This window comes from Sorangium sp. So ce302, assembly GCF_051530145.1.
GTDB lineage: Bacteria > Myxococcota_A > Polyangia > Polyangiales > Polyangiaceae > Sorangium > Sorangium cellulosum_B.
The window spans coordinates 7,639,734-7,663,054 of sequence record NZ_CP150326.1; the positions used below are offsets into that span (position 1 = coordinate 7,639,734).

Consider the following 23,321-nt stretch of genomic DNA (forward strand, 5'->3'; position numbering starts at 1 on the left):
CGACTTGCTCGGTCGCCGCGACAGCAGTCACGATAGAAGATTGTAGCTGAATCGAACACGCAGGCGGAGCTCGGCCGCCGTCCCGCGCGAGTCGCGCCCGCGCACGCCTGCCCGGATCCCTGAAGCCGATCCCCACGGAGCCGACCGGACGCGAGCGTCTTCCGGGGTTTCTTCGCCGAATCCGCCGGAACCCGGTCGGCATCGACGGACGTCGACGGAGTACCACCCTATATGAACCAACGTGAGCAGCGAGGTCGGCCGTGGACAAGCTGTGCTGACGAGATCGACAGCCGCTCTGTCCAGACGCTTCATCGATGAGGCGGGCCGGCCGGCGCAGCGCGCCGCCCTTCCCGGATCACGCCCGCTCCCCCGGTCGCGCCGGGCCGCCCGGCGGAGGGAGAGGGGATGAGCCGCAGCGCCATCGCCACGGGCGCCGTGTTCCAGGAGCGCTACGAGATCGTCTCCGCGCTGCGCGAGAGCGGCTTCGCCGACGTCTACAAGGGGCGTCAGCTCGCCACCGGACAGACGGTGGCCATCAAGGTCATGCACCCGATCCGGGGCAGCAAGTCCGCCGACGTCGCGCGGCGCTGCGCCCGCTTCCACCAGGAGGCGCGGTTCTGCGCGCAGCTCCACCACCCCAACATCGTCCGGCTCATCGACGCCGGACAGATGGACGACGGCACCCTCTACATCATCTTCGAGTTCGTGCCCGGCCAGAACCTGGCGGAGGTGCTGGCCGAAGAGATCGCCCTCGATCCGCGCGAGGCGCGGTACCTGATGCTCCAGGTCCTCGACGCCCTCGGCTGCGCCCACGGGCAGAACGTCGTCCACCGCGACCTCAAGCCCAGCAACATCATGATCGTCTCGACCGGGGCGCGGCGAAACGCGCTGGTGCTCGACTTCGGCATCGGCGCGGTCATCGCCGGGGCCATGGAGGGCGTGGATCCCAAGCTCACCCCGAGCAACGAGATCCTCTGCACGCCCGCCTACGCGGCGCCGGAGCAGCTCCTCGGACAGCCGGTGAGCGTGCGTTCGGACCTGTACGCCTGGGGGCTCGTCTTCCTCGAGTGCCTCACCGGCAGGCCGTCGATCACCGGCAGGTCGCTGCAAGAGGTGCTCTTCCGGCAGGCCAGCCCCGAGCCGATCCCGATCCCCCCGGCGCTCCTCGGGCACCCGCTCGGCGCCCTCCTCCGGCGCGCGACCCTCAAGGACATGGCCGCGCGCGTCGTCACGGCCTCGAGCCTGCTGCGCGAGCTCGAGGCCTGCGACGTGGACGCGCTGAGCCGCGAGGACCTCGTCGAGCCCGCGCGAGCGCCGCGCTCGCCCCCGGCCCCGACCCGAGGCGCGGCGGACGCGAGCCCGTGGCGCCGCGTCGCGAGCGAGACGGCGCCGCTCGACGCGCCCTCGCGGGAGCCCCGGGCGCTGCCGAGCGACCACGCGGCGGCCGAGACGATGCCGTCTCCGGCCACGCCCCGGCGCGTGGACGCGCCGGCCCTGCCGGGGCCAGAGGCACCGGCGCTGGAGCGACCCGACGGCGAGCGGCGGCCCCTCACCGTCGTCTGCTGCACCTTCACGGCCTCGGGCCCGGGGCTGAAGACCACCGACGTCGAGGAGATCGACGACCTGCTCGACGAGCAACAGGACGCCTGCGCCGAGATCGCCCGCCGCCACCGGGGGCGCTTCGCGGGCGCGCTGGGAGATCAGGTCCTGCTGCACTTCGGCTATCCCTCCGCGCAGGAGGACGACGCCCGGCGCGCCGCCCGCGCGGCGCTGGAGGTCGTGGCGGACGTGGAGGCGCGCAGCGCGCAGCTCACGGCGGCGCGGGGCGTGGCGCTCGAGGTCCGGATCGGGCTCCACACCGGCCTCGTGGTCGCCGGCCAGATCCATCGGTACACGCAGCACCTCGGGACGACACCGCAGATCGCGGCCCGGCTGAGCGCGGCCGCGGCGCCGGGCACGATCGTGGTCAGCGGCGAGGCCTTCAGGCTCCTCCGGAGCCGGTTCGCGCTCGAGCCGATGGCGCCGCCCGATCTCTCGCCCGTCGCGCGCCCGCTCGCGATCTACCGCATGGGGCAGGAGCTCCCTCCCCCGGCCCAGGACCAGGACATCGCCGGTCGCGACACCGAGCCGCTGATCGGGAGGAGCCAGGAGCTCGATCTCTTGCTCCAGCGCTGGGGCCAGGTCCGGCAGGGCACCGGGCAGAGCATCCTCGTCACCGGCGGCCCCGGGATCGGCAAGTCGCGCCTCACCGGGGAGCTCGTCCGGCGGCTCCGCGGCGAGCGGCACAGCTGCCTGGAGTGCCGCTGCGTGCCCGATCAGCGGAGCAGCGCGCTCTACCCGTTGATCGATCTCCTGGAGCGGTTGATCGAGACGGGCCGGGACGACGCGCCGGGGCGCCGGCTCGCCCGGCTCGAGGCGCTCCTCTCGCGCCGCGGCTTCGACCTTTCGGAGATGGTGCCGCTGCTGGCGGCGCTGCTGTCGATCCCCCTGGACGAGCGCTACGCCGCCCCGATGGACCCGCCGCCGCGGCAGAAGGAGCGGACGCTCAACGTGCTCGTGACGATGCTCTTCGACATGGCCGAGGAGCAGCCCGTCCTGTTCATGGTCGAGGACCTGCAGTGGGCCGATCCGACGACCCTCGAGTGGCTGGGCGTGATGATCGCCGACGTGCCCTCGGCGCGGCTGATGGCGGTCTTCACCGCGCGGCCCGAGTTCTCGCCGCCCTGGTCAATGTCGAGCATGCTCCAGATCCAGCTGAGCCGCCTGGATCGGTCGGACGTCGAGCACCTGGTGGCGCGCCTCGCCGGCGGCCGCGCCCTGCCTGGGCCCGTGCTGGCGCAGGTGGTCGACCGGACCGACGGCGTCCCGCTCTACGTCGAGGAGCTGACGCGGATGGTGCTCGAGTCCGGGGCGCTCGTGGAGGAGGGGGACCACTACCGCCTCGCCGAGCCGCTCTCGGCGCTCGCGATCCCCACGACGCTGCGGGGCCTCCTGGTGGCGCGCCTCGACCGGCTCGGCAGGGCCAAGGAGACGGCCCGCATCGCCGCGGCGCTCGGCCGGGAGTTCTGCCAGGAGGTGCTCTGCGCCGTCTCCGCGCTCGACGGGGAGCAGGTCCAGGAGGACCTCGAGCGGCTGATGGCCGCGGATCTCATCCACAGGAAGCGGCGGCTGAACAACCCGACGTACCAGTTCAAGCACGTGCTCATCCGGGACGCGGCTTACGAGTCGCTCTCGAAGCGGAGCCGGCGGAAGGTGCACGCGATCATCGCCCGGACGCTCGAGGCGCGCTTCCCCGAGATCGTCGCGGCGCGGCCCCACCTGCTCGCGCACCACCACGCGGCGGCCGAGCAGCTGGAGCGGGCGATCGCGTACGCGGAGATCGCGGCGGAGCGCGCGCTGAAGCGGCCCGCGAACGCCGACGACACCGAGGCGATCGTCCACGTGACGCAGGCGCTCGGCTGGCTGTCGGCGATCGCGGACGCGCGGGAGCGCGCGCTGGCGGAGCTGCGCCTGAACAGCCTGCTGATCCTGGCGCTCGTACGCCGGCGCGGGTACATGCCGAGGGAGCTCGAGGCGGCGGTCCACCGCTGCGAGGAGCTGAGCGACGAGCTCGGGGAGAGCTCGATGACCCTGCCGACGCTGTGGGCGATTTTCTGGTACCACCACATGCGGAGCCATCGCCGCGAGGCGCGGGCGACAGCAGAGCGGTGGCTCGACCTGGCCAGGCGGTCGCAGGACACCGCGCAGCTGGTCTCGTCGATGGTGCTGCTGGGACAGTGCTCGTTCTTCGAAGGAAAGCTCTCAGAGGCCCGCCAAGAGCTCGATGGAGGCATCGCGCTCTACGACCCTCAGGCACATCGGGAACACGCATTCTTCTCCGGCGTCGATGTCAAGGTGTGGGCCCAGTACACGCTCGCGGTGGTGCTCTACCTGATGGGCTGTCCAGCCCAGGCGCTCGCCCACGGGCAGGCCGCGGTGGCGTGGGCGCGCGAGCTCGATCACCTGAACAGCCTCGGGATGGCGCTGCTCCACCTGGCCGGCGTCTACCACTATGCCCGCGAACGGGAGCAGGTCTCCGCGATGATCGACTCCCTCCTCCAGCTGACGGAGCATCATCAGCTCTGGGTCACGGCTCACTGCTGGGCCCTGCGCTGCTGGACGCAGCGAGACCTCGAGCAGCTGAGACAGCACATCGAGACGATCCGGGACGGCGGCCAGCAGAGCGGCCTGCCGTACTGGCTCTCTCTCGTGGCAGAGCTCGAGGCCGAGCGCGGGCAACACGAGGCCGCGGTGGAGCAGCTCGCGGGCTGCCTGCTGCTCGCCGAGGAGTCGGGGGACGTGTACTACGTCGCGGAGCTCTACCGCCTGAAGGGGCTGTCTCTTCACGCCTTGGGCGCCGACGCGGATCAGGAGAGCGAGCGGTGCTTGCGGCGATCGATCGCTGTCGCGCGGGAGCAGGGCGCGCGAACGTTCGAGCTGCGCTCGACGCTGGCGCTCTGCCGGATGCTCGTGCAGCAGGCCCGGCGCGACGAGGCGCGCCGCCTGCTCAGGGAGATCACCGACTGGCCTCCTGTGGAGTGCGCCGATCTTCCTGATTTTGCCGAGGCGCGAGCGCTGCTCCAGGAAGTGACCGATTGATCTGCCGCGGCACCTCGGTCGCTTTCTGCGCATTTGCAGCTGCGTTTATTTGCATTGGATGCGCGAAGGGCTCGACGGCGCGCGGCGCCGGTTCAATGAGCTCCATATCCCATGCCAGGGCCTGCGGCACCGGCGATTGGAGGTGGCCATGTTTTCCCATCAATCATCCAAGTACATGTCCAGGATCGCGGAAACCGACGGCGCTCCCGCGCATCTCGACGAGGAGGCGCGCCTCCTGCACGAGCGAGGAGCGATGGAGGAAGGGCTCTCGGGGCTGGAAGGAGCCTGGTTGCGCGCCGTCGCTCTCTGCTGGGAAGATCCGACGCAGCGCGATCGGTTGAAGAGCGACCCGCGGGGGTACTTGATGGCTCGCTGCGGCTATGCGTTGCCGCCGGGGATCGACCTCACCATCCGCGAGGCGCGGGAGCCAGGCTCGCCGGGCGGCGACGCGCTGCGCTTCTGCGAGCAGCGCAGCGGCTGGGACCCCTCGGCGGGCGCCATCACGCTCTGTATCCCACCAGCGCCTGAGCTGGAGGATCAGCCCGTCGCGCTGGCCGAGCTCACGAGCGACCCCGGCTCGTCTTGCATCATCTGCTGAGTCATCCCTCGACGCCGTAGAAGCTGGCGGCGTTGTCCCAAAGGATCTTGCGGAGGCTCTCTCCGGGGAGCCTGCGGTGGAGCGCGAGCGCCCGCTCCACCATGCCTGCGTCGTGATCGATGTGGGGGAAGTCCGTCCCGAAGATCGCCCTGTCCTCGCCGAGCCATGGGATCGCCTGCTCCAGGCACGGCTCGTCCGGCTCGATCTCGATGAAACACTGGCGGCGGAAGTACGCGGACGGCTCGCGGCGGACGTGCGGCGCGACCTCCTCGGCCAGGCCCCGGTACTCGATCGCGTCGAGGCGCCAGAGCCAGTAGGGCAGCCACCCGCAGCCGGCCTCGAGGAAGGCCACCCGCAGGCCGGGGTGGCGCTCGAGCACGCCGCCCTCGATCAGCGCGAGCAAGGCCATCATCTGCTCCATCGGATGCGAGCAGGCGTGCAGGGCGAAGCGGCTGCGGAAGCGATCGGCGCCGGCCGCCGGCAAGGAGGCGTGCGTGCCTTCGTGGATGGCGACAGCGATCGAGCGCCGCTCGCACTCGGCCCAGAACGCCTCATAAGCAGGGTCGCCCAGCGTCCGCCCCGCGACGGGGTTCGGCCGGAGCACGACGGCGCGGAAGCCGAGCGCGGCCGCGCGCGCGAGCTCGGGCACCATCTGCGCCGGATCGTGCGGGCTCATCAGGGCCACGCCACGGAGTCGCGAGGGGTCGTGATCGCAGAAGCCCCGTAACCAGGTATTGTACGCCCTGGCGAGCGCGCTCGCCAGGGCGGGCTCCAGCGGGGTCATGCCGAGGAGCGCCAGCGCGAGCGTCGGGTAGAGGAACGCCACGTCGATGCCCTCGCGATCCATGTCGTCGAGCTGCGCTCGCGGCTGCTCGAGCGGCCCGAGCGACGCGAGCGCCCCGAGCCGCCGGCGGCCGGCGGCGGCGATCGCGCGCCAGGTCCGCGCGCTCATCCGGTGATGGACCGGCCGGCCATCCACCATCGGCTGCGGCGGGAGCCGGAGCAGCCCCTCCGGCCCGAGGTGCGCCACGCGGTCGGCCAGGGGCTCGCCGTCGCCGGCGTACGCGAGGTACGGGGCGTGAGCGCGGAGCTCCGGCTCGAGGTGGGTCTTCCACAGAGAGAGCGGTTCGATCACATGACGATCCGCGTCGAGGATGCGATAGCCGTCGCGCACGGGACATCTCCTCTGGTCTGGTGCCGCAGGTCAGACATCCGGCCAGGGTTCCGGAGAGAGAGTTCAACGCAAAGACGCAAAGTCGCAAAAATACATCACGTCGTCGCGCCGGACGGCGGGGTAATCGCCGAGCGCCCGCGCCAGGGCCCCGTCGTCGGGGAACAGGTAGGCCTCTCCGGCCAGGTCGGCGCGGTCCCAGCCGCGGGCCGGCGCGGGAACGCGGGGATCGAAGAGCTGATTGAGCTCGGTCGGCGCCCGCTGCACGCCGAGGCGGGCGTCGTGATGACAGCCGAACACGAGCGTGAGCCGGGCGAGCGGCACCAGGAGGTGAACGTCACGGCCGCGGAGCATGGTGCGCTCACGCTCGCCGATCAGGAACACCGTCTCCTTGTCACCAGCGAGCTCGACGCCCAGGTGGTGCTTGAATTGCAAGGTGCGGCGGGTGCATTGGACGCGTTGGAGGCGCGGGGTGCGTGGGATGCGCTTCATGAACACCGGACCCTGATGGACAAGCTGGTGCGTCGCCGCCCGCCGGAGACGCCCGTGCTGGTGCGCAATTCAGCGTCAGCGAGCGCCTGCCTGGAGCGCGGGCGGGCGGGCTCGCCGGCGCACGCCGCGGGAGCGCGCGCGACGCGCCGCCCGCGAGCCCGGGGGCGAGGTCGTGTGAGAAGGGGGTGAGCAGCGTGGCAGTCATTCGCGAGACGGACATCGGCCCGGAGACAACGCCGCTGTCCAGCAGCTTCATCGATGCGATCCAGGGTGTCAGGCAGGACGATCGACGCGTCGCCCTGCTCGTCTACCACCGCGACGGCGCCGAGCGCGCCGTGCTGAGCCCGGGCGTGCCGGTCGTGATCGGCCGGGCGCCGCCGTCGCAGGTCCAGATCGGCGACGTCAGCCTCTCGCGCGAGCACGCCCGCTTCACCCAGTCCGGCGACAAGGTCGTCATCGAGGATCTGCGCTCGACCAACGGCACCTGGCTCGGCGGCGAGCGCATCACGCGAGGCGAGGTGAAGCCGGGCGAGGAGGTCATCCTCGGCAAGGTGGTGGTCGCCGTCCGCTCGATCACGGCGGCCGAGGACGAGCTGCCAGGGCTGATGAGCCACGAGCAGCTCCGCGTCGCCCTCGAGGAGGAGGTGAAGCGCGCGCGGTACTTCGGGCGGAGCTTCGCCGTCGTGATGGCCCGGGTCGCCCGCCAGCCCAGCGCCCACGTGAGCCACCTGTTCCCGCGTGTGCGGGCGCTGCTGCGCCCCGTGGACCGGATCGCGCTCTACAGCTCGGACGTGGTGGCGGCGCTGCTGCTCGAGGCCGGGGCCGAGGTGGCGCTCGACGTGGCGCGCGCGCTCGCCGCGCCGCCCGTGGGCGGGTCGCCCGTCGTGCTCGCGGGCTTCGCGACGTTCCCCGACGCGGGGACCGTGGCGGAGGAGCTGCTCGATCGGTGCTGGAGCGCCGTGCGCAGCGCGACGGTGGAGCAGCCGGTGCGCTCGGCGCCGGGCGGGACCTGGAAGAGCAGCCCGGGCCTTTGCCACGCCGAGCCGGTCGTCGTGGCCCCCGCGATGCGCCGCGTCTTCGAGATCGTCAAGCGGGTCTCGCGCTCGTCGATCCCGGTCCTCTTGCTGGGCGAGACGGGGACGGGCAAGGAGGTCGTGGCGCGGGCGATCCACGACAGCGGCCCGCGGAGCGGCAAGCCGATGGTGTGCGTCAACTGCGGGGCGATCCCGCAGCAGCTCGTCGAGAGCACGCTCTTCGGCCACGAGCGCGGCTCGTTCACCGGCGCGTGGCAGCAGCAGCGAGGGGTGTTCGAGGCGGCGGACGGCGGGACGGTCTTCCTCGACGAGATCGGCGAGCTGCCGGCCGCGGTGCAGGCCGCGCTCCTGCGCGTCCTCGAGACGCGGCAGGTGACCCGCGTCGGCTCGAACAAACCGATCGACGTCGACGCGCGCGTCGTCGCGGCGACCCACCGCGACGTCGAGGCGATGTGCGCGTCGGGCGCGTTCCGCAGCGATCTGTTCTACCGCCTGAACACGATGACGATGACGATCCCGCCGCTCCGGGCGCGCCCGGAGGACATCGAGCCGCTCGCGCTGCGCTTCCTCGACCAGGCGAACCAGGCGAACGGCCGGTCGATCCGCGGCTTCGACGCCGAGTCGCTCGCGCGGCTCCGGGCGTACTCCTGGCCGGGGAACGCGCGGGAGCTGCGGAACGCGATCGAGCGGGCCGTGGTCATCGCCGAGGGCGAGTGGATCGCCGAGGAGGATCTGCCGGAGCGCGCCCGGGCGGCGCCCTCCTCGGAGCCGGTGGCGGAGGGGGAGCTGCCGTACCAGGTCGGAGAGCTCACCGCCGCGCCCCCGGGCGGGGACTACCTGAAGACGCGGCTGCAGCGCTGCGAGGCCGAGCTGATCGTCGAGGCGCTCCGCAAGGCGAGCGGGAACCAGACGGAGGCGGCGCGCGCGCTCGGCATGCCGCTGCGCACGCTTGTGCACAAGCTCAAGACGCTCGGCATCAAGCGGCTCGGGTACGCGTCCCCCCGGGAGCCGTAGGGCGCGGGATCAGGGCACGGTCTGGACCGCGCTCTCGGCCGAGCGGAGCGCGCCCTCGATCCCTTGATAATCGCAGTAGGCCTCGCCACAGACATGGACGCTGCCGACAGGCGCGTTGCTGCCGGGAAGGTCGAACGCCCTCAGCCTCTCGAGGACCTCCCAGGACCTGACGCCTGGCCGCCAGGTATGGGCCCCCGCCCCGTAGGGCTCCCGGCTCCAGTCCCGGATGGCCCAGGGGCGGCGTGCGCGCCGTCCACCACGGCGCGTCCGTGACCAGGAAGCACTTGAGAGGCGGAAACCCGAAGACCGCGTCGAGATCCCGCTGGATCTCCCGGGAGAAGCAGCCGGCGAGCCGCATCAGGGGGCTGCGGGGCAAGGCGAGGATCACGTGCTTTGCGACGGCCTCCACCGTCTCCGCGCCGCGGGCGAACTGCAGGCGGATCTTCCCTCCTTCCGCTGCCGCGAGCGACGTGAGCGCGTGGCGAAGGTGGATGGCGACCTGCTCGGGGCGCCGCTCGAGCTCCCGCGCCAGGGCGAGGGGTAGCGCCCGGGAGCCGCCTTCGATGCTGACGAGCGAGGCGTCCCCCTCCCCCTCGCTGGACAGCGCGCGAAGCCAGAAGACGATCCAGTCCATGGCGTTGGCCAGCCGCGCATCCGCCCGACGACATCGAACGAGAGCCCCCAGCGAGGCGTCTCGTCGATCACGCGCACGCCGAGGGCGTGCATCGGCAAGAGGGCGACCGGGGCCAGGGCATGGAAGACGCTGAGGGCGGGCCGCGGACAGCCGGGCTTGGCGTGGACGCTCGCGGTAGCTGGCGCTCGAGAAGCCGAGCCCGTCGACCACCCGCTCGATCAGGCCGAGGCCCCGGATGCCATGATGGTTGATGGCCATGTAGAGGGGTGTCACCTCGTCCGTCGCCGCCTGGAAGGCCCTGGCCTGGGCAGCGAGCCCGGTGGGGATCCCGTCCGGGTGCCCGGCCACGGCGGCATAGAACAGCACCGCTTCGTCCTCGTCGGAGAGGCCGCAGTCCTTGATGAACATCAGCGATCTCGACTGGGCGGCGGCCGCCTCCCTCACCGCTTCATCCTCCGCGATCGAGGCGACCACCTCCGCGGCGCTGCGCTCGACGACGCTGCCCCAGTCCGCGGGCAGGTACGCGAGGGTATCGGCGACGATCACCTCGTCACGGACGCCGAGGCGGGGCAGATCGCGCCAGAGCTGCTCGAGGTGGCTCCGGACCTCGTCCGCGCAGAAGCCCATGTCGCGGGTGTGAAGGCACGTATCCGGCACGACGACCACGTGGGCGCCGCCAGGGTGGAACTCGCGCAGGACGCGCGCCAGCGCCGCTCGCATCTTGATACCGAGGAACTCCGCGAAATCGGGCCCCCGGCCGAACCTGCCTGTCTTGAGCGGTACTGGCACCTTGCCGCCGCCCTCCGGCATGGCCAGCACGATGGGCTCACCCGTCCGCACGATCCGCTCGAGCCTGGCGTCGAACTCGGCCATGTCGCGGGGGCACTCGAACCGGGTCTTGCTGGTCTGGATCGAGGCCTTCTTGATGATGGCCTTGAGCTGGGCGGCCCTGTCGCTGTGTCGGCCCCCTGCCTTTCGCAAGCAGTCCTCGAATGGACGGATCGCCTGATCGAGCTCGCCGAGGAAGACGTCGATCTCGGCAGGCCCGGCGAAGCGGACCGAGGCCGCAGGTAGCCTGCTGCCGGACAGCACGCGCTGCTTCGCGGCGAGGAGCTCCGGCGCCTTGGCGAGGCCGGCGGCCGGCTGGGTCACGGCTCTCTGGTAGCGAGGGGCGGCGGTGCCGCCGCAAGCCTTCCTCTCCCCGCCGAGCTCCGCGAGGTCGGCGGGTCGCGCGCTCGTGGGATGACGCGCGCCGTGAGCCTCGGTGTTCTTCGCAGCCTCCGAGACGATGGAGGGGTGACCTTTGCCGAGCACAATGCTGATGAGGTCGCTGGTCGCTTCGATCTTCATGGTTCTCCCTGCGACGCGGGCGCCACGACGACGCCCCATCGATCGATCGGCGCCGCTTCGTTCGAGCATTCGTCGAACGCGGATTGCCTATCTGGCCCTAGCCCTCACGTGAGCCAGAGCACACCTCGTGCCGGCGGAGCTCACGCAGATTCACGGGGATATCGGCGCGCTGGCCGCGCGAGCGGGGATGAGCGCGCGGACCGCTACACGATCGAGCAATGGATTGCGTGCCAGGGAGGGCGCGCCCCGTCGTCGACGGGTGATGGCGTCCTCTGCGAGGCCGGAGATCACGAGATCTCGCGGCGAGCGGACAAGTCGCGCGGGCGCGTGCCTGCGCTGCCTCGCGCGGCGGACCTCGCGTGGCGGCGGCCGTCGGGCGCGCCGCGCGTGACCGGTGAGCTCACGTCGATGGTGGGGGACGCGCGGCGCCTCGCGGTGTGGGCGCGCGCTCGACGAGGGGATGGGGAGGGCGACGGCGTGTGGGCGGGCGTCGCAGGGAGCGACGGTGTCAGGGAGCGAGCGAGATGGCGGCGCGACTGGCGGGCTCGGGCTCGAGGGGGAGCTCGACCATGAACGTCGAGCCGCAGCCCGGCGAGCTCTCCACGCCGATGGTTCCGCCGTGAGCGCGCACGATCTCGCGCGCGATGTAGAGCCCGAGCCCGAGGCCGCCGAAGTGCACAACGCCGCCCGCGCGCTCGAAGCACCTGAAGATGCGGGCCTGGTCCTCCTCCGCGATGCCCGCGCCTCGATCGCGGACGAGGAGCTCCGCTCCGCCGGGACAGGCCTTCACCTCGATGGATATCGGCCGGCCGGCGCCGAACTGGATGGCGTTCTTGACGAGGTGGAACACGAGGCGTCCCATCTGCTCCCGATCCCAGCGGCCGACGATGCCCTCCGGCGCGTCGATGGAGATCGTGGAGGACGGGGAGCGGAGCTCCACCGGGAGCTCGGCGATCACCTCCCGGACGAGCGCCCCGAGATCGACGGTCTCGCGCTCGGGATCGAGCGGACCCGATCGGAGCCGGATCGCCTGGAGCATGTCATCGCAGAGCCGGGTGAGCCGGTTGACCTGCCGGCCGACGACCTCGAGCGAGGCGACCCACGTTGACCCGTCCTCCGCCCGTTGCTCGCTCAGCCGCTTCATCCGCTGCACCTGCAAGTTGAGCGAGGTCAGCGGCGTCAGGAGCTCGTGCGACGCGAGCATGAGGAACTCGTCCCGAACACTGGCGCCTGCGTCGGGCTCGTAGCCGCGGGCGGGCCGGCGAGCTTCGGGGGTTCCAGTGAGAGGGGCGTTCGAGACGGACATGGTTCAACTCCCTTTGGAGCGTGGATGGACTTTCGCGATCGCGTCCAAAGCATCGGCGATGCCACGCGTCATCGCCCTGGGAGAAGCGCGGTTTCCGCGGCACCTCGCGCTGGATCCGGGCCGCCGAGGGCGCGGGTGCCGTGGCGCCCAGCGAACGGTTGCTCAGGTACGCAAGAAGCGGAGCCGGCGCCTGCGAGCGGCAATGCCAGGCTCGCCCGTCCGGGGTGGAGCGACCTGACCCAGGTTGGGGCAGCGACCCGACCCAGGTTGGGGCAGCGACCCGACCCAGGTTGGGGCAGCGACCCGACCCCAGTGACCCGACCCAGGTTGGGGCAGCGACCCGACCCAGGTTGGGGGGCAGCGACCCGACCCAGGTTGGGGCAGCGACCCGACCCAGGTTGGGGCAGCGACCCGACCCAGGTTGGGGCAATCCCATCCGAGGTTGAGCCATCCGGCGCGCCGCGTCAGTCCAGCGCGTCATGCGTCCAGCGGTTTCCACACCTCGTAGTCGAACCGCTCGTAGGGGGGCGTCACCCTTTGCCGACGCTCGTCGTACCGCTCGAGGCACCAGGCCCCCGCATCGACGCGCTTGCCCTGCGCCTCGATCCAGCGCGCCAGCCCCAGGTAGGTCGCCTCGATGGCCTCCGCGGTCCCCTCGACCCGGGCCATCGCGTAGGTCCGCGCCGGGATCACCAGCGGCTGCAACCCCTCCGGAAGCGCCCCGCCCGCGCTCACCTCGGTGCACACCCAGTACGTGTAGACGCCGTCGTTGCTCGCCCTCTGGTGATCGCTCTCCGGGAAGGCACCGTACAGCACGCTCCGGTCGACCCGGAGGGGAACGGAATCGAGGCGGTCGACGAGCTCGATCCATGCGAGGGGCACGCGATGACTGAGCTCACTGCGACGACCTACCACCTTGATGCCGGCCATCCGGAGCTCGCCCTGGCTCACGACGGAAACGTTCATGCGCTCTTCTCCTTGGAGACGACGCCCGAACCCTGCACCTTGAACCAGGTTGAAGCTCAAGGAAAAATCCGCCGCATGCTCACGATTTCCCAGTTCGCGGACCGCAGCGGGCTATCGCCGAGCGCGCTTCGCTTCTATCAACGCAGGGGCCTCCTTCTGCCCGCCGGCCGGCGCGCGAACGGCTACCGCGTGTACGCGGAAGGGCAGGTCGAAGAGGCCCGCTTCATCAGCAGCCTGCGCGCGGCGGGGCTCCCCATCGCGGAGATCCGCGAGTTCCTGCGCATGAGCGGCCGGTCGCGGGAGGCGATGCTCGCGACGTGGCAGCAGGACATGACGGCCCGCCTCCTCTCGCTCCAGATCGCCGATCAGTACCTGCGCGGCGTGACGTCGACGCAGATCCCGATACACCTCGAGCACTGGAAGGAGCCCTCGGTGCTGGTCTGGTTCCCGGCGACGGCGCCGGAGGGCCCGCTGGCCTTTCGCGCTGCCGTGACGGCGCGCAAGCGAGAGCTGGATCGCAGGCGCATTCCGGTGCTGACCAGCGGGTACGTCCGCACGCTGGACCTCGTGGACGGCCATCTTCATGGAGAGGTCGGGTTCCGGATCCGACCTGGGCGTCGGCTGCCGCAGGGGGCGCGGCGCCACGATGTGCCGCCGACGGTGTTCGCTACCCTGGAGTGCTCCGTTCGCGACGAGAAGGCCGCGCACCGCGTGTTCCGCCTGCTGCATGGGCTCGGCTTCCGGCCCGGGGAGCTCCACCTGGAGCGCTACCTGCCTGGCGCCCCGGACCGCTACCTGCTGATGATGGCCGTCCGGCGCATCCAGCCAGCCGCAGCGGCCGGGTGAAGGGCTGAGGCGCGCCGGAGCGGACCGGTCGATGGCGGCGAAACCGCGGAGGGGCTTCCGCGTAGCAGCGGATGAACCCGCCCGACAGAGCGCGCAGAGCCGCGCGCCCGCGAGCTCGGGGCGCGCCGTGCCCGTCGTCTCGACGGAGATGCGCCTCGACGATCGACGCACCGACAAGCCCGCGCCGCTGGGTTCGCGGCGCCATTCCCCAGGAGCTTTCTCATGTTTCGCAGCACGATGAGCATCACGGCCCTGAGCTTCGGTCTCTTCGCGGCGGGCGCGCCCGGCGACGCCATCGCGCACGGCAGCGGCGTCCACCGGCACGGCCAGATCTTCGTCATGACCAACGCCGGAGACGGCAACTCCGTGATGGCGTATGACCGGGCGGCGGACGGCTCACTCTCGCACGCCGGCACGTACGCGACCGGAGGGCTCGGCGCGCCGACCCGGCCGATCAACGCGCTCGGATCCCAGGGCTCGCTCGTCCTCAGCGAGGACGGAAAGCTCCTGTTCGCCGTGAACGCCGGCAGCAGCGAGGTGTCGATGTTCCGCGTCGGCCCGCACGGCCTGACGCTGCTCGACGTGGTCGACTCGGGCGGCGAGTTCCCGGTGAGCGTCGCCTCGCACGGCGACCTGCTCTATGTCCTCAACGTGGGTGGCGAAGGCAACATCGCCGGCTTTGAAGTGAACCCGTGCGGCGAGCTCGTCCCGCTCGACGGGTCGGGCCGCGGCCTCGGCCTCGGCGGCACGACGCCGCCGTCGCTCGGCGCGACGCCGGGTCAGATCGGCTTCTCTCCCGACGGCGAGGCGCTGGTCGTGGCGGGCAAGGGGTCCAATCAGCTCCACGTGTTCCCCATGAGCGGCCGCGGACTGCCCAGCGACGCGCCGGTCACGACGATCTCCAGGGGCCTCGTCCCGTTCGACTTCGCCTTCGATCGTCGGGGCCATCTCGTCGTGGCGGAGGTCGGCGGCGACGGCGTGCCCGCGACCGGCGACACGAGCGTGGTGTCCTCGTATAAAATCGGGCCCGACGGGAGCCTCGCTGTCATCAGCGACACGGTCGACACCTTCCAGCGGGCGACCTGCTGGATTGCCGGCGCCCCTGGGAGCCGCTATGTCTTCACGGCCAACACGGGCAGCAACACGCTCTCCGGGCTCCAGGTCGACGCCCGGGGCGCGCTGACGCTGCTCGACGACGGCGTGTCCGCCTCGTTCCCCACCGGAACGGCGCCGATCGACCTCACGATGACGCGCGACGGCCGGTTTCTGTACACCCTCAACGCGGGCACCGGGACGATCGCGGCATTCCAGGTGAGCCGCGACGGCGGCCTGATCCCACGCGGGGAGGCGGGTGGATTGACGCCCGGCGGCGGCGCCCAGGGCATCGCCGTGCGGTGACGGTCGTTCCTCGGCGTCCAGGGTTTGCCGCCCTCGGCCAGCAAGCCAGCCGGGGCGCGGCGCTCACGCGGCGCGGATCACCGCCTCCGCGGCGCGGCGCGGGCCGCACACGCCCTCTCGCTCCGGAAAGCCCAGCCGGAACGCGAAGGTGAGCTGCCGGTCGCCTGGACCCAGCGCCTCGGTGAACGAGCGCTCCATCGCCGGCGCTCGTCCGAGCATGCGCTCCCGGTCGATGACCTCCGGCACCTGGTTCAGCGGGTGCATCGCGATGCCGCGCGCGGTCGCCCAGAGATGCATGCGTTGCCACAGGCGCCCGGCGCGGAGCGTCGCGCCCAGGTCATAGCGGTCGCGGACCGCGATGACGCCGATGGCGGGATCGCCGGCGAGGTGGACCTCGCGGGTGACACGGAGCCAGTCGTCGTGCATCTGTTCCGCCGACGGGCGCGGCAGCAGCTTGACCGCCGCGGTGAGCAGCGGACCGAGCCCCATCACATCGAGGGTCAGCCCGTCCCTATGGCTCGGTACCGCCTCCGGCGCCAGCCGGAACCACGCGTCGCTGTCCCGCACCATCGCCGCGTCGCGGACGATGGTCTCGGTGGCGCGCAGCGTGTGAGCGGCGAAGCTCTCGCGCTGATCGGGGTGCTCCAGCCAGACGACCTCACCATCGGAGCCCGCTTCGCTCAGGCGCGAGAGCTCCTGGAGCGCCGATACAGGCACGCGCTGCGCCTTGTACGGGCCGCGGTTCGTGTGTCGCCGTGCGATGACCTCCGCGAGCGGGGACGCCGCTGCGCCTGGCTCGATACGGACGCTCGCCACCCGGATCGCCCGCGGCGCCGCGCGCTCGAGAGCGCGAGATCCCTCCGGGTCGGAGCCCGGCAGAGGGCCGGCTTCGAGCTCAACGCGGGGCGCCCATCCCATCGAACCCGCCGCGAGCGCCAGGTTCTCTATCGCGCAACCGAGCCCGATGTGCATCTCGCGCAGGAACGGATCCATGGTGCCGAGCGATCGAGACCTGTCCGAGAACACGTCGATGCGATCCGGGTGGACCTCGAACAGCCAGGGTTGCGTGTTGTGCGGGCTCGCGGCGAGCACCGCCGCGCGCACGAGCTCGGCGAGCTCGCCGCCGCGCTGCCCGCGGAACGCGGTCCAAGGGGCGAACGGCTCGCCCGTCCGATCGTCGAACACACCCCGGCCGGCAGCGTACCAGCCCGCTCCCGCGGCCACGGCGAGCGTCGCGACGCCTTCCAGCAGGCGCCGCCGCGAGACCTTGAGTTTCCTCTCCATGATGCGCTCCATCCTCCAGAGGACGTCAGACCGGGCTCCGCGAGCGACGGCCATGCGCAGAGATTGAGGCGGCACGAACGATTAGTACAGGATATCGCTCTAATATTGTATATTAGTATGTCTAATGCTCGAGGCGCTCCCCGACGACCTGAATCTCCTGCTCGCGCTTGACGTGCTGCTGCGCGAGCGGCACGTAACGCGCGCGGCGAAGCGGCTCGGCATCACGCAGTCTGCTGCGAGCCAGCGGCTCGGGCGGCTGCGCGAGTTCTTCGGCGATGCGCTGCTCGCTCCGGGGCGGCCGCTGCTGGCCCTCACGCCGCGCGCCGAGGCGCTCGCCGATCCGCTGGCACAGGCGCTCGCGAGCTTGCGGGCGGCGGTCCAGGCCGGCGCGCCGTTCGACCCAGCGACGTCCGAGCGCCGCTTCGTGCTGCTCGGCAACGACCTGCTGGAGGCGGTTGCGCTGCCGCGGCTCTTGCCCATGCTGGCGCGCGAGGCACCGTACATCACGGTGCAGGTCGACCGCGCCGAAGCGGACTTCGCGAGGCGGCTCGAGCGGGGAACGGCGGATCTGGCGTTCGTCCCGGAGTTCCTCGTGCCCCCGTCATCACGACAGCTGCGCTTGCCGGAGGAGGGATTCGTGACGCTGATGCGCAGGGACCACCCCGCAGCGTCACGGCGGCTGACCCTGGAGCGCTACCTGGAGCTCGGGCACGTGCTGATCGCTCCGCACGGCATGCCGGGCAGCCTTGTCGATCGCGCGCTGGAAGCTCGTGGGCGGCGGCGGCGGATCGTCGCGCAGGTCCAGCACTTCGTGACGGTGCCTTTCCTGATCGCGGCCTCGGACCTCGTGGTGACGTGTCCAGCGACGGTCGCGGCGGTGTCGACGCCCTTCGGCCTACGCGCGGCCCGGCCCCCCGTCGAGCTCGGCGTGGACCGATCTTCGGCTGTCTGGCACGAGCGCGTGCACGACGATCCAGGCCATCGCTGGCTGCGCTCCTGGCTCAGCAAGGCGATCCGCGCGGGCGCGACCCAACCAGGTTGACCTGACCCAACCAGGACCCAACCCAGGTTGACCGGAAGGGGAAACCCGACCCACCCAGGTTGACCCGACCCGCCGGGTGACGGAGCACGGTCCGCCATGGCGCCGCCACCTGCAGGCATGGGTAAGTACTTGGTAAGTACTTGAGATCGTTCACCACGATCGCCGGCACGGCTCTTGGAATTCTGCCCGACCATGAGCCAGCCCCGCCAGATCGCGCCCGGCGCAACCTACCTGATCACCCGTCGCGTCCTGCGCCGGCATCTCCTCTTCCGCCCCGACGCAGCCATCACTCAGCTCTTGGTCTACGCCCTCGCGGTCTCGACCCACCGCTACGGCATCGAGGTCCATGCGCATTGCGCGATGTCGACGCACCTGCACCTCGTCGTGACCGACGTGAACGGCGTTCTGCCGCGCTTCCTGCAGTTCTTCCATCGCATCGTCGCGCTCGGCACGAAGGTGCTCCGCGCGTGGGAAGGGCCGGTATGGGATCATGAGGCCACGAGCGTGGTGCGGCTGCTGACACACGCGGCGGTCGTGGAGAAGATCGCCTATGTCCTCGCAAACCCTGTGGCCGCTGGACTCGTCCCGCATGCGCATGAGTGGCCGGGCGCCAAGGTGAACGTGGGCGAGATCGGCCGGGGCGTGTTGTGCGCGGCGCGTCCCGCCGCATACTTCGACCCCAAAAATCCACAGTGGCCGGAGGAAGCAACGCTGTCACTCACGCTGCCGCCGACCATCGAGCATGACAGCGCGGAGGACTTTCGCCATGCCATCGCCGCCGAGCTCGAGAGGCAAGAATTGCAGGCGCAAGCGGAGGTGAAGCAGCGAGGGCGCCGCTTCCTCGGCGCCGAACAAGTCGGCAAGGTCTCGCCCCATGAGCGCATCACGAGCCTCGAGGCGTCGCGCGCTGGAAATCCGACGTTTGCTGTCGGCCGCAAGCAGGGTGACGCGTGGCGCGCGGCTCGTGCCACTGTACGCGGGTTTCGCGCCTTGTACCGCGCGGCGCTCGAGCGGTGGCGTGCCGGCGTGCGCAGCGTGGTATTCCCGGCAGGGACGTGGTGGATGTGCACGTTTCACGGCGCCAATATGGCCGATGTTGCGCTCACGATGTAGGTACTTCGAGGGTAAAAGGGCAGGGACAACCTGGGTGAGGTAGCGCGCGCGGCTCGCGGATCAACCTGGGTGGCACGGGTTGTTCGTGACGACGAATCCCAGTGCCTCCACGCTCGCGCGAGCGTCGCCGTCCCAGCCGAGCTGCGGATCTAGGCGAAGCTCGCCCGGCGCGAGCACGGCGGGCAGCGCCATCAGACCAACGAGCTCGACCGCATCGAGCTCCGCGCCAGTGTCGCCCGCGAACGGCGGACACAGCACGCGCCCTGCTGGCGCGAACGCCAGCGCTGCGCGCAGCGGCTCGCTCAGCGTCGCGCGCAGCACGGCTAGATCGTTGCCGATGGTGGCTGGCGTGGCAGCCGCCGGCCAGATCCATACCGTGAGGCCGGGCAGGTCGGCCACGCAGACCGCCATCGCGCGCTCGGGGGGGAGCGCGCGGCCACGGGCACCGAGGGGCGATGCCGCGATCGCGGCGACGATGAGCCCCGGCCGGGCGAGCGTCAACGCCGCGAGCCGACCGAGGTTGCGCTGAGCCGCCATCCGGCGAGCGGCGATCGCGGCAAGGTGGTCGGGACGATCGTAAACGAGCTCGACCTCGCGCTGCATCGCCACGTGAGGCGAGGTCTGCGCCGCCGCGGCAAGCGCCCGCTCGCGGGCCCCGCCGTCCGACGTTGGCCCTCCCCTCTCTGGCAGCGGCGCGGATTCCTCGATTTCCAGACGCTCCCGGAGGAGCTGCGCCACCCGCGAGGACAGACCCAGGGAGCCGAGCGACCAGGCAGCGGAGAACCAGTCCGCCGGCTCCGCGAGCGCGAGCGCCTCGGTCGAGGCGCGATCCCAGGCGGCAAGCGCCTCTCCGAGCGGAAGGCCGAGCGCGCGGAAGAGCGCGCCCGCCTCATCCAGCGCCGCCGCCGCGCCCGGATCGCCGAGATCCCGCCGCGCGCGCCCGATCGCCCTCGAAGCGTAAGCGACCCAGGTTCGGAGTGGCGGCGCGGCGTGCTCGGCAATCTCGCGGGCGGAGGTCGCGAGCGCGAGGGCGTCGTCGGCGCGGCCGAGCTCGAGCGCAAGCTCGGAGAGGAACGTGAGCGCGCGCGCGCGGCCGAACGCGTCGCCGAGGCGCGCGCACAGCCACTCCTGTCGCTGGAGCGGGGCTCGGGCGCGCTCCAGGGCGCCGAGGCCGAGCGCCGCCGCGCCGAGCTGGCCGCAGGCGATCGCCTCGCCCACGGAGTCGCCCCGGCGGCGGTGGAGCTCGGCCGCGTGCTCGAGCAGCGCCTCGGCCGCGCCGTGCGCGCCGAGGGTCACGTAGAGCGTGCCGAGCGAGTTCAGGATCTGCGCGCGCTCGCCGAGGAACGGCTCCGAGCGGCGCAGCGCCGACAGCAGCGTGCGCTGCGCAGCCGCCGCGTCGCCGAGGAGCCGCTCGGCCGTACCGCGGTAGTGGACGGCGACGACCGCGGCGCGGCGTCCGGGATCGCCTGCGGCCGCGATGGCGTCGAGCTCCTCGATGGCGGACGCACAGGCCGCTCGGACGTCGCGGCGCAAGCGCGCGAGCGCCGCCTCGCACCGCGCGAGGTCCCGGGCCTCGGCGGCCCCTCCTCGGTCGAACGCGGCGACAGCGCCCTCGAGGTGCAGCACGGCCGCGTCCAGCGCCCCCTCACGCAACGCGAGCGCGCCGCGCCCGAAGCCGAGCGCCGCCGCGACGAGCGGCCCGCCATCAAGCACCGCCGCCGCAGGATCGCGGCCGACACCGAGGAGCGCCTCGACGCGGTCGAGCTCGGCGCGGACCTCTGCGCCCGGCGCGCTCCGCAGCAGCCGCGACAGCGGCGACACGCTGTCGATCGGATCAAGCGGGAGCACCGCGCTCCTCCACCGCCTCGCCGCGCGCTCCGCGCGCGAGCCCGTGCAGCGCCGCCTTCACCGCCTCGATCGAGAGCTCCGGCCACGCGGCGCGGATGCGCGCGACGTGCGCGGTCACGTGGGGCGCAGCGAACGACGTACCGGTCCAGCGCCGCTCGCCGCCGCCGGGCGCGGGCGCGAGCACGTCGTCACCGGGCGCGAGGATCTCGTGGTCGAGCGTGAGCTCGCTCCGGAGCGCCTCCGGGTCCTGGAAGGCCCCTCTGCCGACGCCGATCAGCGACTTGAAGCGCCCTGGATAGGTGCGGAACGCCGCCGCGTTCGGGCCGGCGGCCACGAGCACGACCTCCGCGGTGTAGGCGGCGTCCGCGACCTCGTAGAGCTCGACCAGCGAGCGGTAGTCGCCCGGGCGGAGCGGCGCGTTCTTCGGGATGTCGATGCCGAGGCTCAGGTTGACCACGGAGAATCGCTCGCGGACGCAGAAGCGCAGCGCCGCGACGAGCCCGTCGCGCGAGCACCGCCCGTCATCGCCGAGCGCACGGACGCTCGTGATCTCGGCCGCGGGCGCCATGCGGTGGACGATGCCCGCGCACGCTGTCCCGTGCCCGCTGAGATCTCCCGGAGCGCACGGCGCGACCCCGTACGCGCCACCGGCGGCGCCGCGCTGGACCAGGGCGACGTGCCGCAGCGCCGCTGCGCGCAGCGCGGGGTGCGAGGCATCGACGCCGGAGTCGATCAGCGCGACGCGCACGCCGGCGCCGCTTCGCGCGCCCGGGCGTGGCGCGCCATGGGGCTCGCCGCCCGGTCCTGCCGGAGAAGCCGTGGTCACGCGGAGCTCCCCTCCCCCGCGGAGGCCGGCTCCCCTGCATCGCCGGCGCCGCTCGCGTAGGCGTCGATCCGCGCAAGGAGGTCGAGGGCCAGGCGGGCCTCCGCCTCGCCGCGCTCGGCGAGCCTGCCCACCACCGCGGCGAGCTCCAGGCGGCGGCGGTACTCGGGCGTGAGGCGCAGCGCGTGGATGTGCCGCTCCAGCGCGGCGCGGAGCGAGGTCGGCGGCGGGGCCGCCCCTTCCGGGATGGGAGGTTCCGCGCCCGAGGCTGCGCGCCCGCCCGGCCCCGCCGCCGGCTGGCCTGGCGCCTGCGCGAGCAGGTCCGGCATCGCGCGCGCGAAGAGCTCGAAGACGACGCGCTCGGTGCGGAACGACTCCACGGTGAGCGCGAGGACCTCGGCCAGCCGCTCGGCCAGGTCGAGCTCCCGCCCGCCGAGGGGCGCCTCGTGCGAGAACAGCGCGGCGCCGCCCACGGTCGCTGCGCCGACGCGGATGGGCACGAAGATCGCGGACGCCGGCGCGGCGGCCAGGAGCGGCCGGAGCGGCGCGATCATCGGATCGCCGTCGGACAGCTCCACCGCGTGCCCGCCGCCGCCACCGAGCAGGTACGCGAACGGGGTACCGCTCGGCGGCAGCTCCGCGCCCGGGGCGCGGAAGCCGACCACGTCAGCGACGACGGGGACCGTGAGCCGCCCGAGCGTTTCCATCTCGAGCGCGACGAGCGCCTCCGAGCACGGCATCGCGAGGCACGCGAAGCGCAGGTGCTCCCCGAGCCCGCGCACCCGCGCCTCCACCGCGCCGAGGAGCGCCGCCGACTCGACGGTCGAGAGCAGGTCGCGGAGGCGCGCCGTGAAGGGCGCGAGCGGCGAGCGCAGCGCGTGCGGGTGGGGCGGGAGGGCCCGCGCCGGGGCGGGCGGGACACCCGGCGCGGAGCGGTCGGCGAGCGGCATGGGCCGACGATGCTACCGCCGGACCGCGCCGGAGCGAACCGCCATGACACCCGTGGGATCCGGTTGACGTGCCCAGCTCCTCTCCTAGCATGCAGCGACATGCGGCGATTCGGCTGTCCGGCGCACCGTCCGAAGCGTTCGTCCGAGCGCGCGGCCGATCGAGCGCGATCCACGGCCGCGAGGCCCCTCGATCCGGCGCGGGCGCGATGAGCCCGCCCGTCCGCGAGGGACGGCGCCGCCTCGCCGTCGTCCTGTGGGGTGTCCTTGGTGTCGTGGCCGTCCTGGTCGAGGCCATCTGTCGTCTCGGCGCGACGGCGGCTCGCATCCTGACGGGGCACACGCTCACGACGGGCCAGCTGGTCCTGCTCGCGGCCTGGACGGTCACGATCGCCTACTTCGAGGGGTACCGCGGCTTTCAGCAGCGCTTCTCGCCGCGGGTCGTCGCGCGCGCGCTCCACCTCGCCGAGCACGGGCGGCCCCTCCACGTGGCGCTGGCGCCGCTCTACTGCATGGCGCTCCTCCACGCGACGCGCCGCCGGCTGATCGCGACGTGGGCGCTCGTCGCAGGCATCGTGGCGCTCATCCTGCTCGTGCGGCAGATGCCCCCGCCCTACCGCGCGATCGTCGACGCAGGCGTCGCCTTCGCGCTCGCCTGGGGAGCCGTATCCATCCTCGTCTGGCTCGCGCGGGGGCTCGCGGGCCGCCCGCTGGGAATCTCGGCGGACGTGCCCGAAGAGGCGCGCGGCGCTGCCGTCGACGCCGAGCATCTCGCCCGCCAGGCCGCGCGGGCAGGCGGTCCCTGCGATCCGTGACC

At 72.3% G+C, this 23,321-nt stretch carries 17 protein-coding genes; 8 read left to right on the plus strand and 9 right to left on the minus strand.

The genetic code is table 11. The features are described from left to right. Positions 1–405: 405 nt before the first annotated feature. Entirely contained in the window at positions 406–4,638 is a 4,233-nt protein-coding gene (locus tag WME73_RS28895; protein ID WP_437911621.1) for a TOMM system kinase/cyclase fusion protein, read from the plus strand. Between the two features lie 148 nt (positions 4,639–4,786). Continuing rightward, positions 4,787–5,236, plus strand: a complete 450-nt coding sequence (locus tag WME73_RS28900; RefSeq protein ID WP_437911622.1) for a BMA_0021/BMA_0022 family TOMM bacteriocin — start codon at positions 4,787–4,789, stop codon at positions 5,234–5,236. A 1-nt stretch (position 5,237) separates the two neighbouring features. On the opposite strand, the gene WME73_RS28905 is transcribed toward WME73_RS28900, so the two are convergent. Further along, complete coding sequence (locus WME73_RS28905) at positions 5,238–6,410, minus strand: amidohydrolase family protein (RefSeq protein WP_437911623.1); 1,173 nt, start codon at positions 6,408–6,410, stop codon at positions 5,238–5,240. 63 nt (positions 6,411–6,473) lie between these two features. Beyond that, on the minus strand, positions 6,474–6,899 hold the full coding sequence (locus WME73_RS28910; protein WP_437911624.1) for a hypothetical protein: 426 nt from the start codon (positions 6,897–6,899) through the stop codon (positions 6,474–6,476). A 194-nt stretch (positions 6,900–7,093) separates the two neighbouring features. Between WME73_RS28910 and WME73_RS28915 the strand changes: the two genes are divergently transcribed. Then, positions 7,094–8,947: a sigma 54-interacting transcriptional regulator gene (locus WME73_RS28915; RefSeq protein WP_437739614.1), complete on the plus strand. Its 1,854-nt coding sequence runs from the start codon at positions 7,094–7,096 to the stop codon at positions 8,945–8,947. On the opposite strand, the gene WME73_RS28920 is transcribed toward WME73_RS28915, so the two are convergent. The 3 genes from WME73_RS28920 to WME73_RS28930 form a co-directional block, all read right to left on the minus strand. Beyond that, positions 8,910–10,931, minus strand: coding sequence for a hypothetical protein (locus tag WME73_RS28920; RefSeq protein WP_437911625.1), 2,022 nt, complete (start codon positions 10,929–10,931; stop codon positions 8,910–8,912). The two genes, WME73_RS28915 and WME73_RS28920, sit on opposite strands and share 38 nt — an antisense overlap. Positions 10,932–11,439: 508 nt before the next feature. Further along, on the minus strand, positions 11,440–12,237 hold the full coding sequence (locus WME73_RS28925; RefSeq protein WP_437911626.1) for a sensor histidine kinase: 798 nt from the start codon (positions 12,235–12,237) through the stop codon (positions 11,440–11,442). A 477-nt stretch (positions 12,238–12,714) separates the two neighbouring features. Then, positions 12,715–13,203: a GyrI-like domain-containing protein gene (locus WME73_RS28930; protein ID WP_437739617.1), complete on the minus strand. Its 489-nt coding sequence runs from the start codon at positions 13,201–13,203 to the stop codon at positions 12,715–12,717. Between the two features lie 75 nt (positions 13,204–13,278). Between WME73_RS28930 and WME73_RS28935 the strand changes: the two genes are divergently transcribed. Both WME73_RS28935 and WME73_RS28940 read left to right on the plus strand, forming a co-directional pair. Beyond that, positions 13,279–14,049, plus strand: coding sequence for a MerR family transcriptional regulator (locus WME73_RS28935; protein ID WP_437739618.1), 771 nt, complete (start codon positions 13,279–13,281; stop codon positions 14,047–14,049). A gap of 222 nt (positions 14,050–14,271) precedes the next feature. Then, positions 14,272–15,447 (plus strand): lactonase family protein, encoded by a 1,176-nt coding sequence (locus WME73_RS28940; RefSeq protein WP_437911627.1) that lies wholly within the window; start codon positions 14,272–14,274, stop codon positions 15,445–15,447. Between the two features lie 63 nt (positions 15,448–15,510). On the opposite strand, the gene WME73_RS28945 is transcribed toward WME73_RS28940, so the two are convergent. Continuing rightward, on the minus strand, positions 15,511–16,731 hold the full coding sequence (locus tag WME73_RS28945; RefSeq protein WP_437739620.1) for an Acg family FMN-binding oxidoreductase: 1,221 nt from the start codon (positions 16,729–16,731) through the stop codon (positions 15,511–15,513). 124 nt (positions 16,732–16,855) lie between these two features. Here WME73_RS28945 and WME73_RS28950 point away from each other — a divergent pair, with 124 nt between their 5' ends. Together WME73_RS28950 and WME73_RS28955 are read left to right on the plus strand one after the other, a co-directional pair. Next, on the plus strand, positions 16,856–17,773 hold the full coding sequence (locus WME73_RS28950; RefSeq protein ID WP_437739621.1) for a LysR family transcriptional regulator: 918 nt from the start codon (positions 16,856–16,858) through the stop codon (positions 17,771–17,773). A 192-nt stretch (positions 17,774–17,965) separates the two neighbouring features. Beyond that, on the plus strand, positions 17,966–18,886 hold the full coding sequence (locus WME73_RS28955; RefSeq protein WP_437739622.1) for a transposase: 921 nt from the start codon (positions 17,966–17,968) through the stop codon (positions 18,884–18,886). Between the two features lie 60 nt (positions 18,887–18,946). Here WME73_RS28955 and WME73_RS28960 read toward each other — a convergent pair whose 3' ends face one another. From WME73_RS28960 to WME73_RS28970, 3 genes are read right to left on the minus strand one after another with little or no spacing between them, the layout of a single operon-like run. After that, positions 18,947–20,734 carry a hypothetical protein gene (locus WME73_RS28960; RefSeq protein WP_437911628.1) on the minus strand — a complete coding sequence of 596 codons (1,788 nt, stop codon included), beginning with the start codon at positions 20,732–20,734 and terminating at the stop codon, positions 18,947–18,949. Beyond that, positions 20,721–21,560, minus strand: a complete 840-nt coding sequence (locus WME73_RS28965) for a S8 family peptidase (RefSeq protein ID WP_437911629.1) — start codon at positions 21,558–21,560, stop codon at positions 20,721–20,723. Before WME73_RS28965 ends, WME73_RS28960 begins: the two co-directional genes overlap by 14 nt. Further along, entirely contained in the window at positions 21,557–22,507 is a 951-nt protein-coding gene (locus WME73_RS28970; protein WP_437739625.1) for a hypothetical protein, read from the minus strand. The genes WME73_RS28965 and WME73_RS28970 overlap by 4 nt, the downstream gene beginning before the upstream one ends. A 206-nt stretch (positions 22,508–22,713) precedes the next feature. Between WME73_RS28970 and WME73_RS28975 the strand changes: the two genes are divergently transcribed. Continuing rightward, complete coding sequence (locus WME73_RS28975) at positions 22,714–23,319, plus strand: hypothetical protein (protein ID WP_437739626.1); 606 nt, start codon at positions 22,714–22,716, stop codon at positions 23,317–23,319. The last annotated feature ends 2 nt before the right edge of the window (positions 23,320–23,321 follow it).

Excerpts from the sequence above, each read along its gene's own strand:
- WME73_RS28970 (WP_437739625.1), bottom strand. The coding sequence starts at position 22,507 with ATGCCGCTCGCCGACCGCTCCGCGCCGGGTGTCCCGCCCGCCCCGGCG.
- WME73_RS28895 (WP_437911621.1), top strand. The coding sequence starts at position 406 with ATGAGCCGCAGCGCCATCGCCACGGGCGCCGTGTTCCAGGAGCGCTAC.
- WME73_RS28920 (WP_437911625.1), bottom strand. The coding sequence starts at position 10,931 with ATGAAGATCGAAGCGACCAGCGACCTCATCAGCATTGTGCTCGGCAAA.
- WME73_RS28940 (WP_437911627.1), top strand. The coding sequence starts at position 14,272 with ATGTTTCGCAGCACGATGAGCATCACGGCCCTGAGCTTCGGTCTCTTC.
- WME73_RS28925 (WP_437911626.1), bottom strand. The coding sequence starts at position 12,237 with ATGTCCGTCTCGAACGCCCCTCTCACTGGAACCCCCGAAGCTCGCCGG.
- WME73_RS28935 (WP_437739618.1), top strand. The coding sequence starts at position 13,279 with ATGCTCACGATTTCCCAGTTCGCGGACCGCAGCGGGCTATCGCCGAGC.
- WME73_RS28900 (WP_437911622.1), top strand. The coding sequence starts at position 4,787 with ATGTTTTCCCATCAATCATCCAAGTACATGTCCAGGATCGCGGAAACC.
- WME73_RS28930 (WP_437739617.1), bottom strand. The coding sequence starts at position 13,203 with ATGAACGTTTCCGTCGTGAGCCAGGGCGAGCTCCGGATGGCCGGCATC.
- WME73_RS28975 (WP_437739626.1), top strand. The coding sequence starts at position 22,714 with ATGAGCCCGCCCGTCCGCGAGGGACGGCGCCGCCTCGCCGTCGTCCTG.
- WME73_RS28945 (WP_437739620.1), bottom strand. The coding sequence starts at position 16,731 with ATGGAGAGGAAACTCAAGGTCTCGCGGCGGCGCCTGCTGGAAGGCGTC.
- WME73_RS28910 (WP_437911624.1), bottom strand. The coding sequence starts at position 6,899 with ATGAAGCGCATCCCACGCACCCCGCGCCTCCAACGCGTCCAATGCACC.
- WME73_RS28955 (WP_437739622.1), top strand. The coding sequence starts at position 17,966 with ATGAGCCAGCCCCGCCAGATCGCGCCCGGCGCAACCTACCTGATCACC.
- WME73_RS28950 (WP_437739621.1), top strand. The coding sequence starts at position 16,856 with ATGCTCGAGGCGCTCCCCGACGACCTGAATCTCCTGCTCGCGCTTGAC.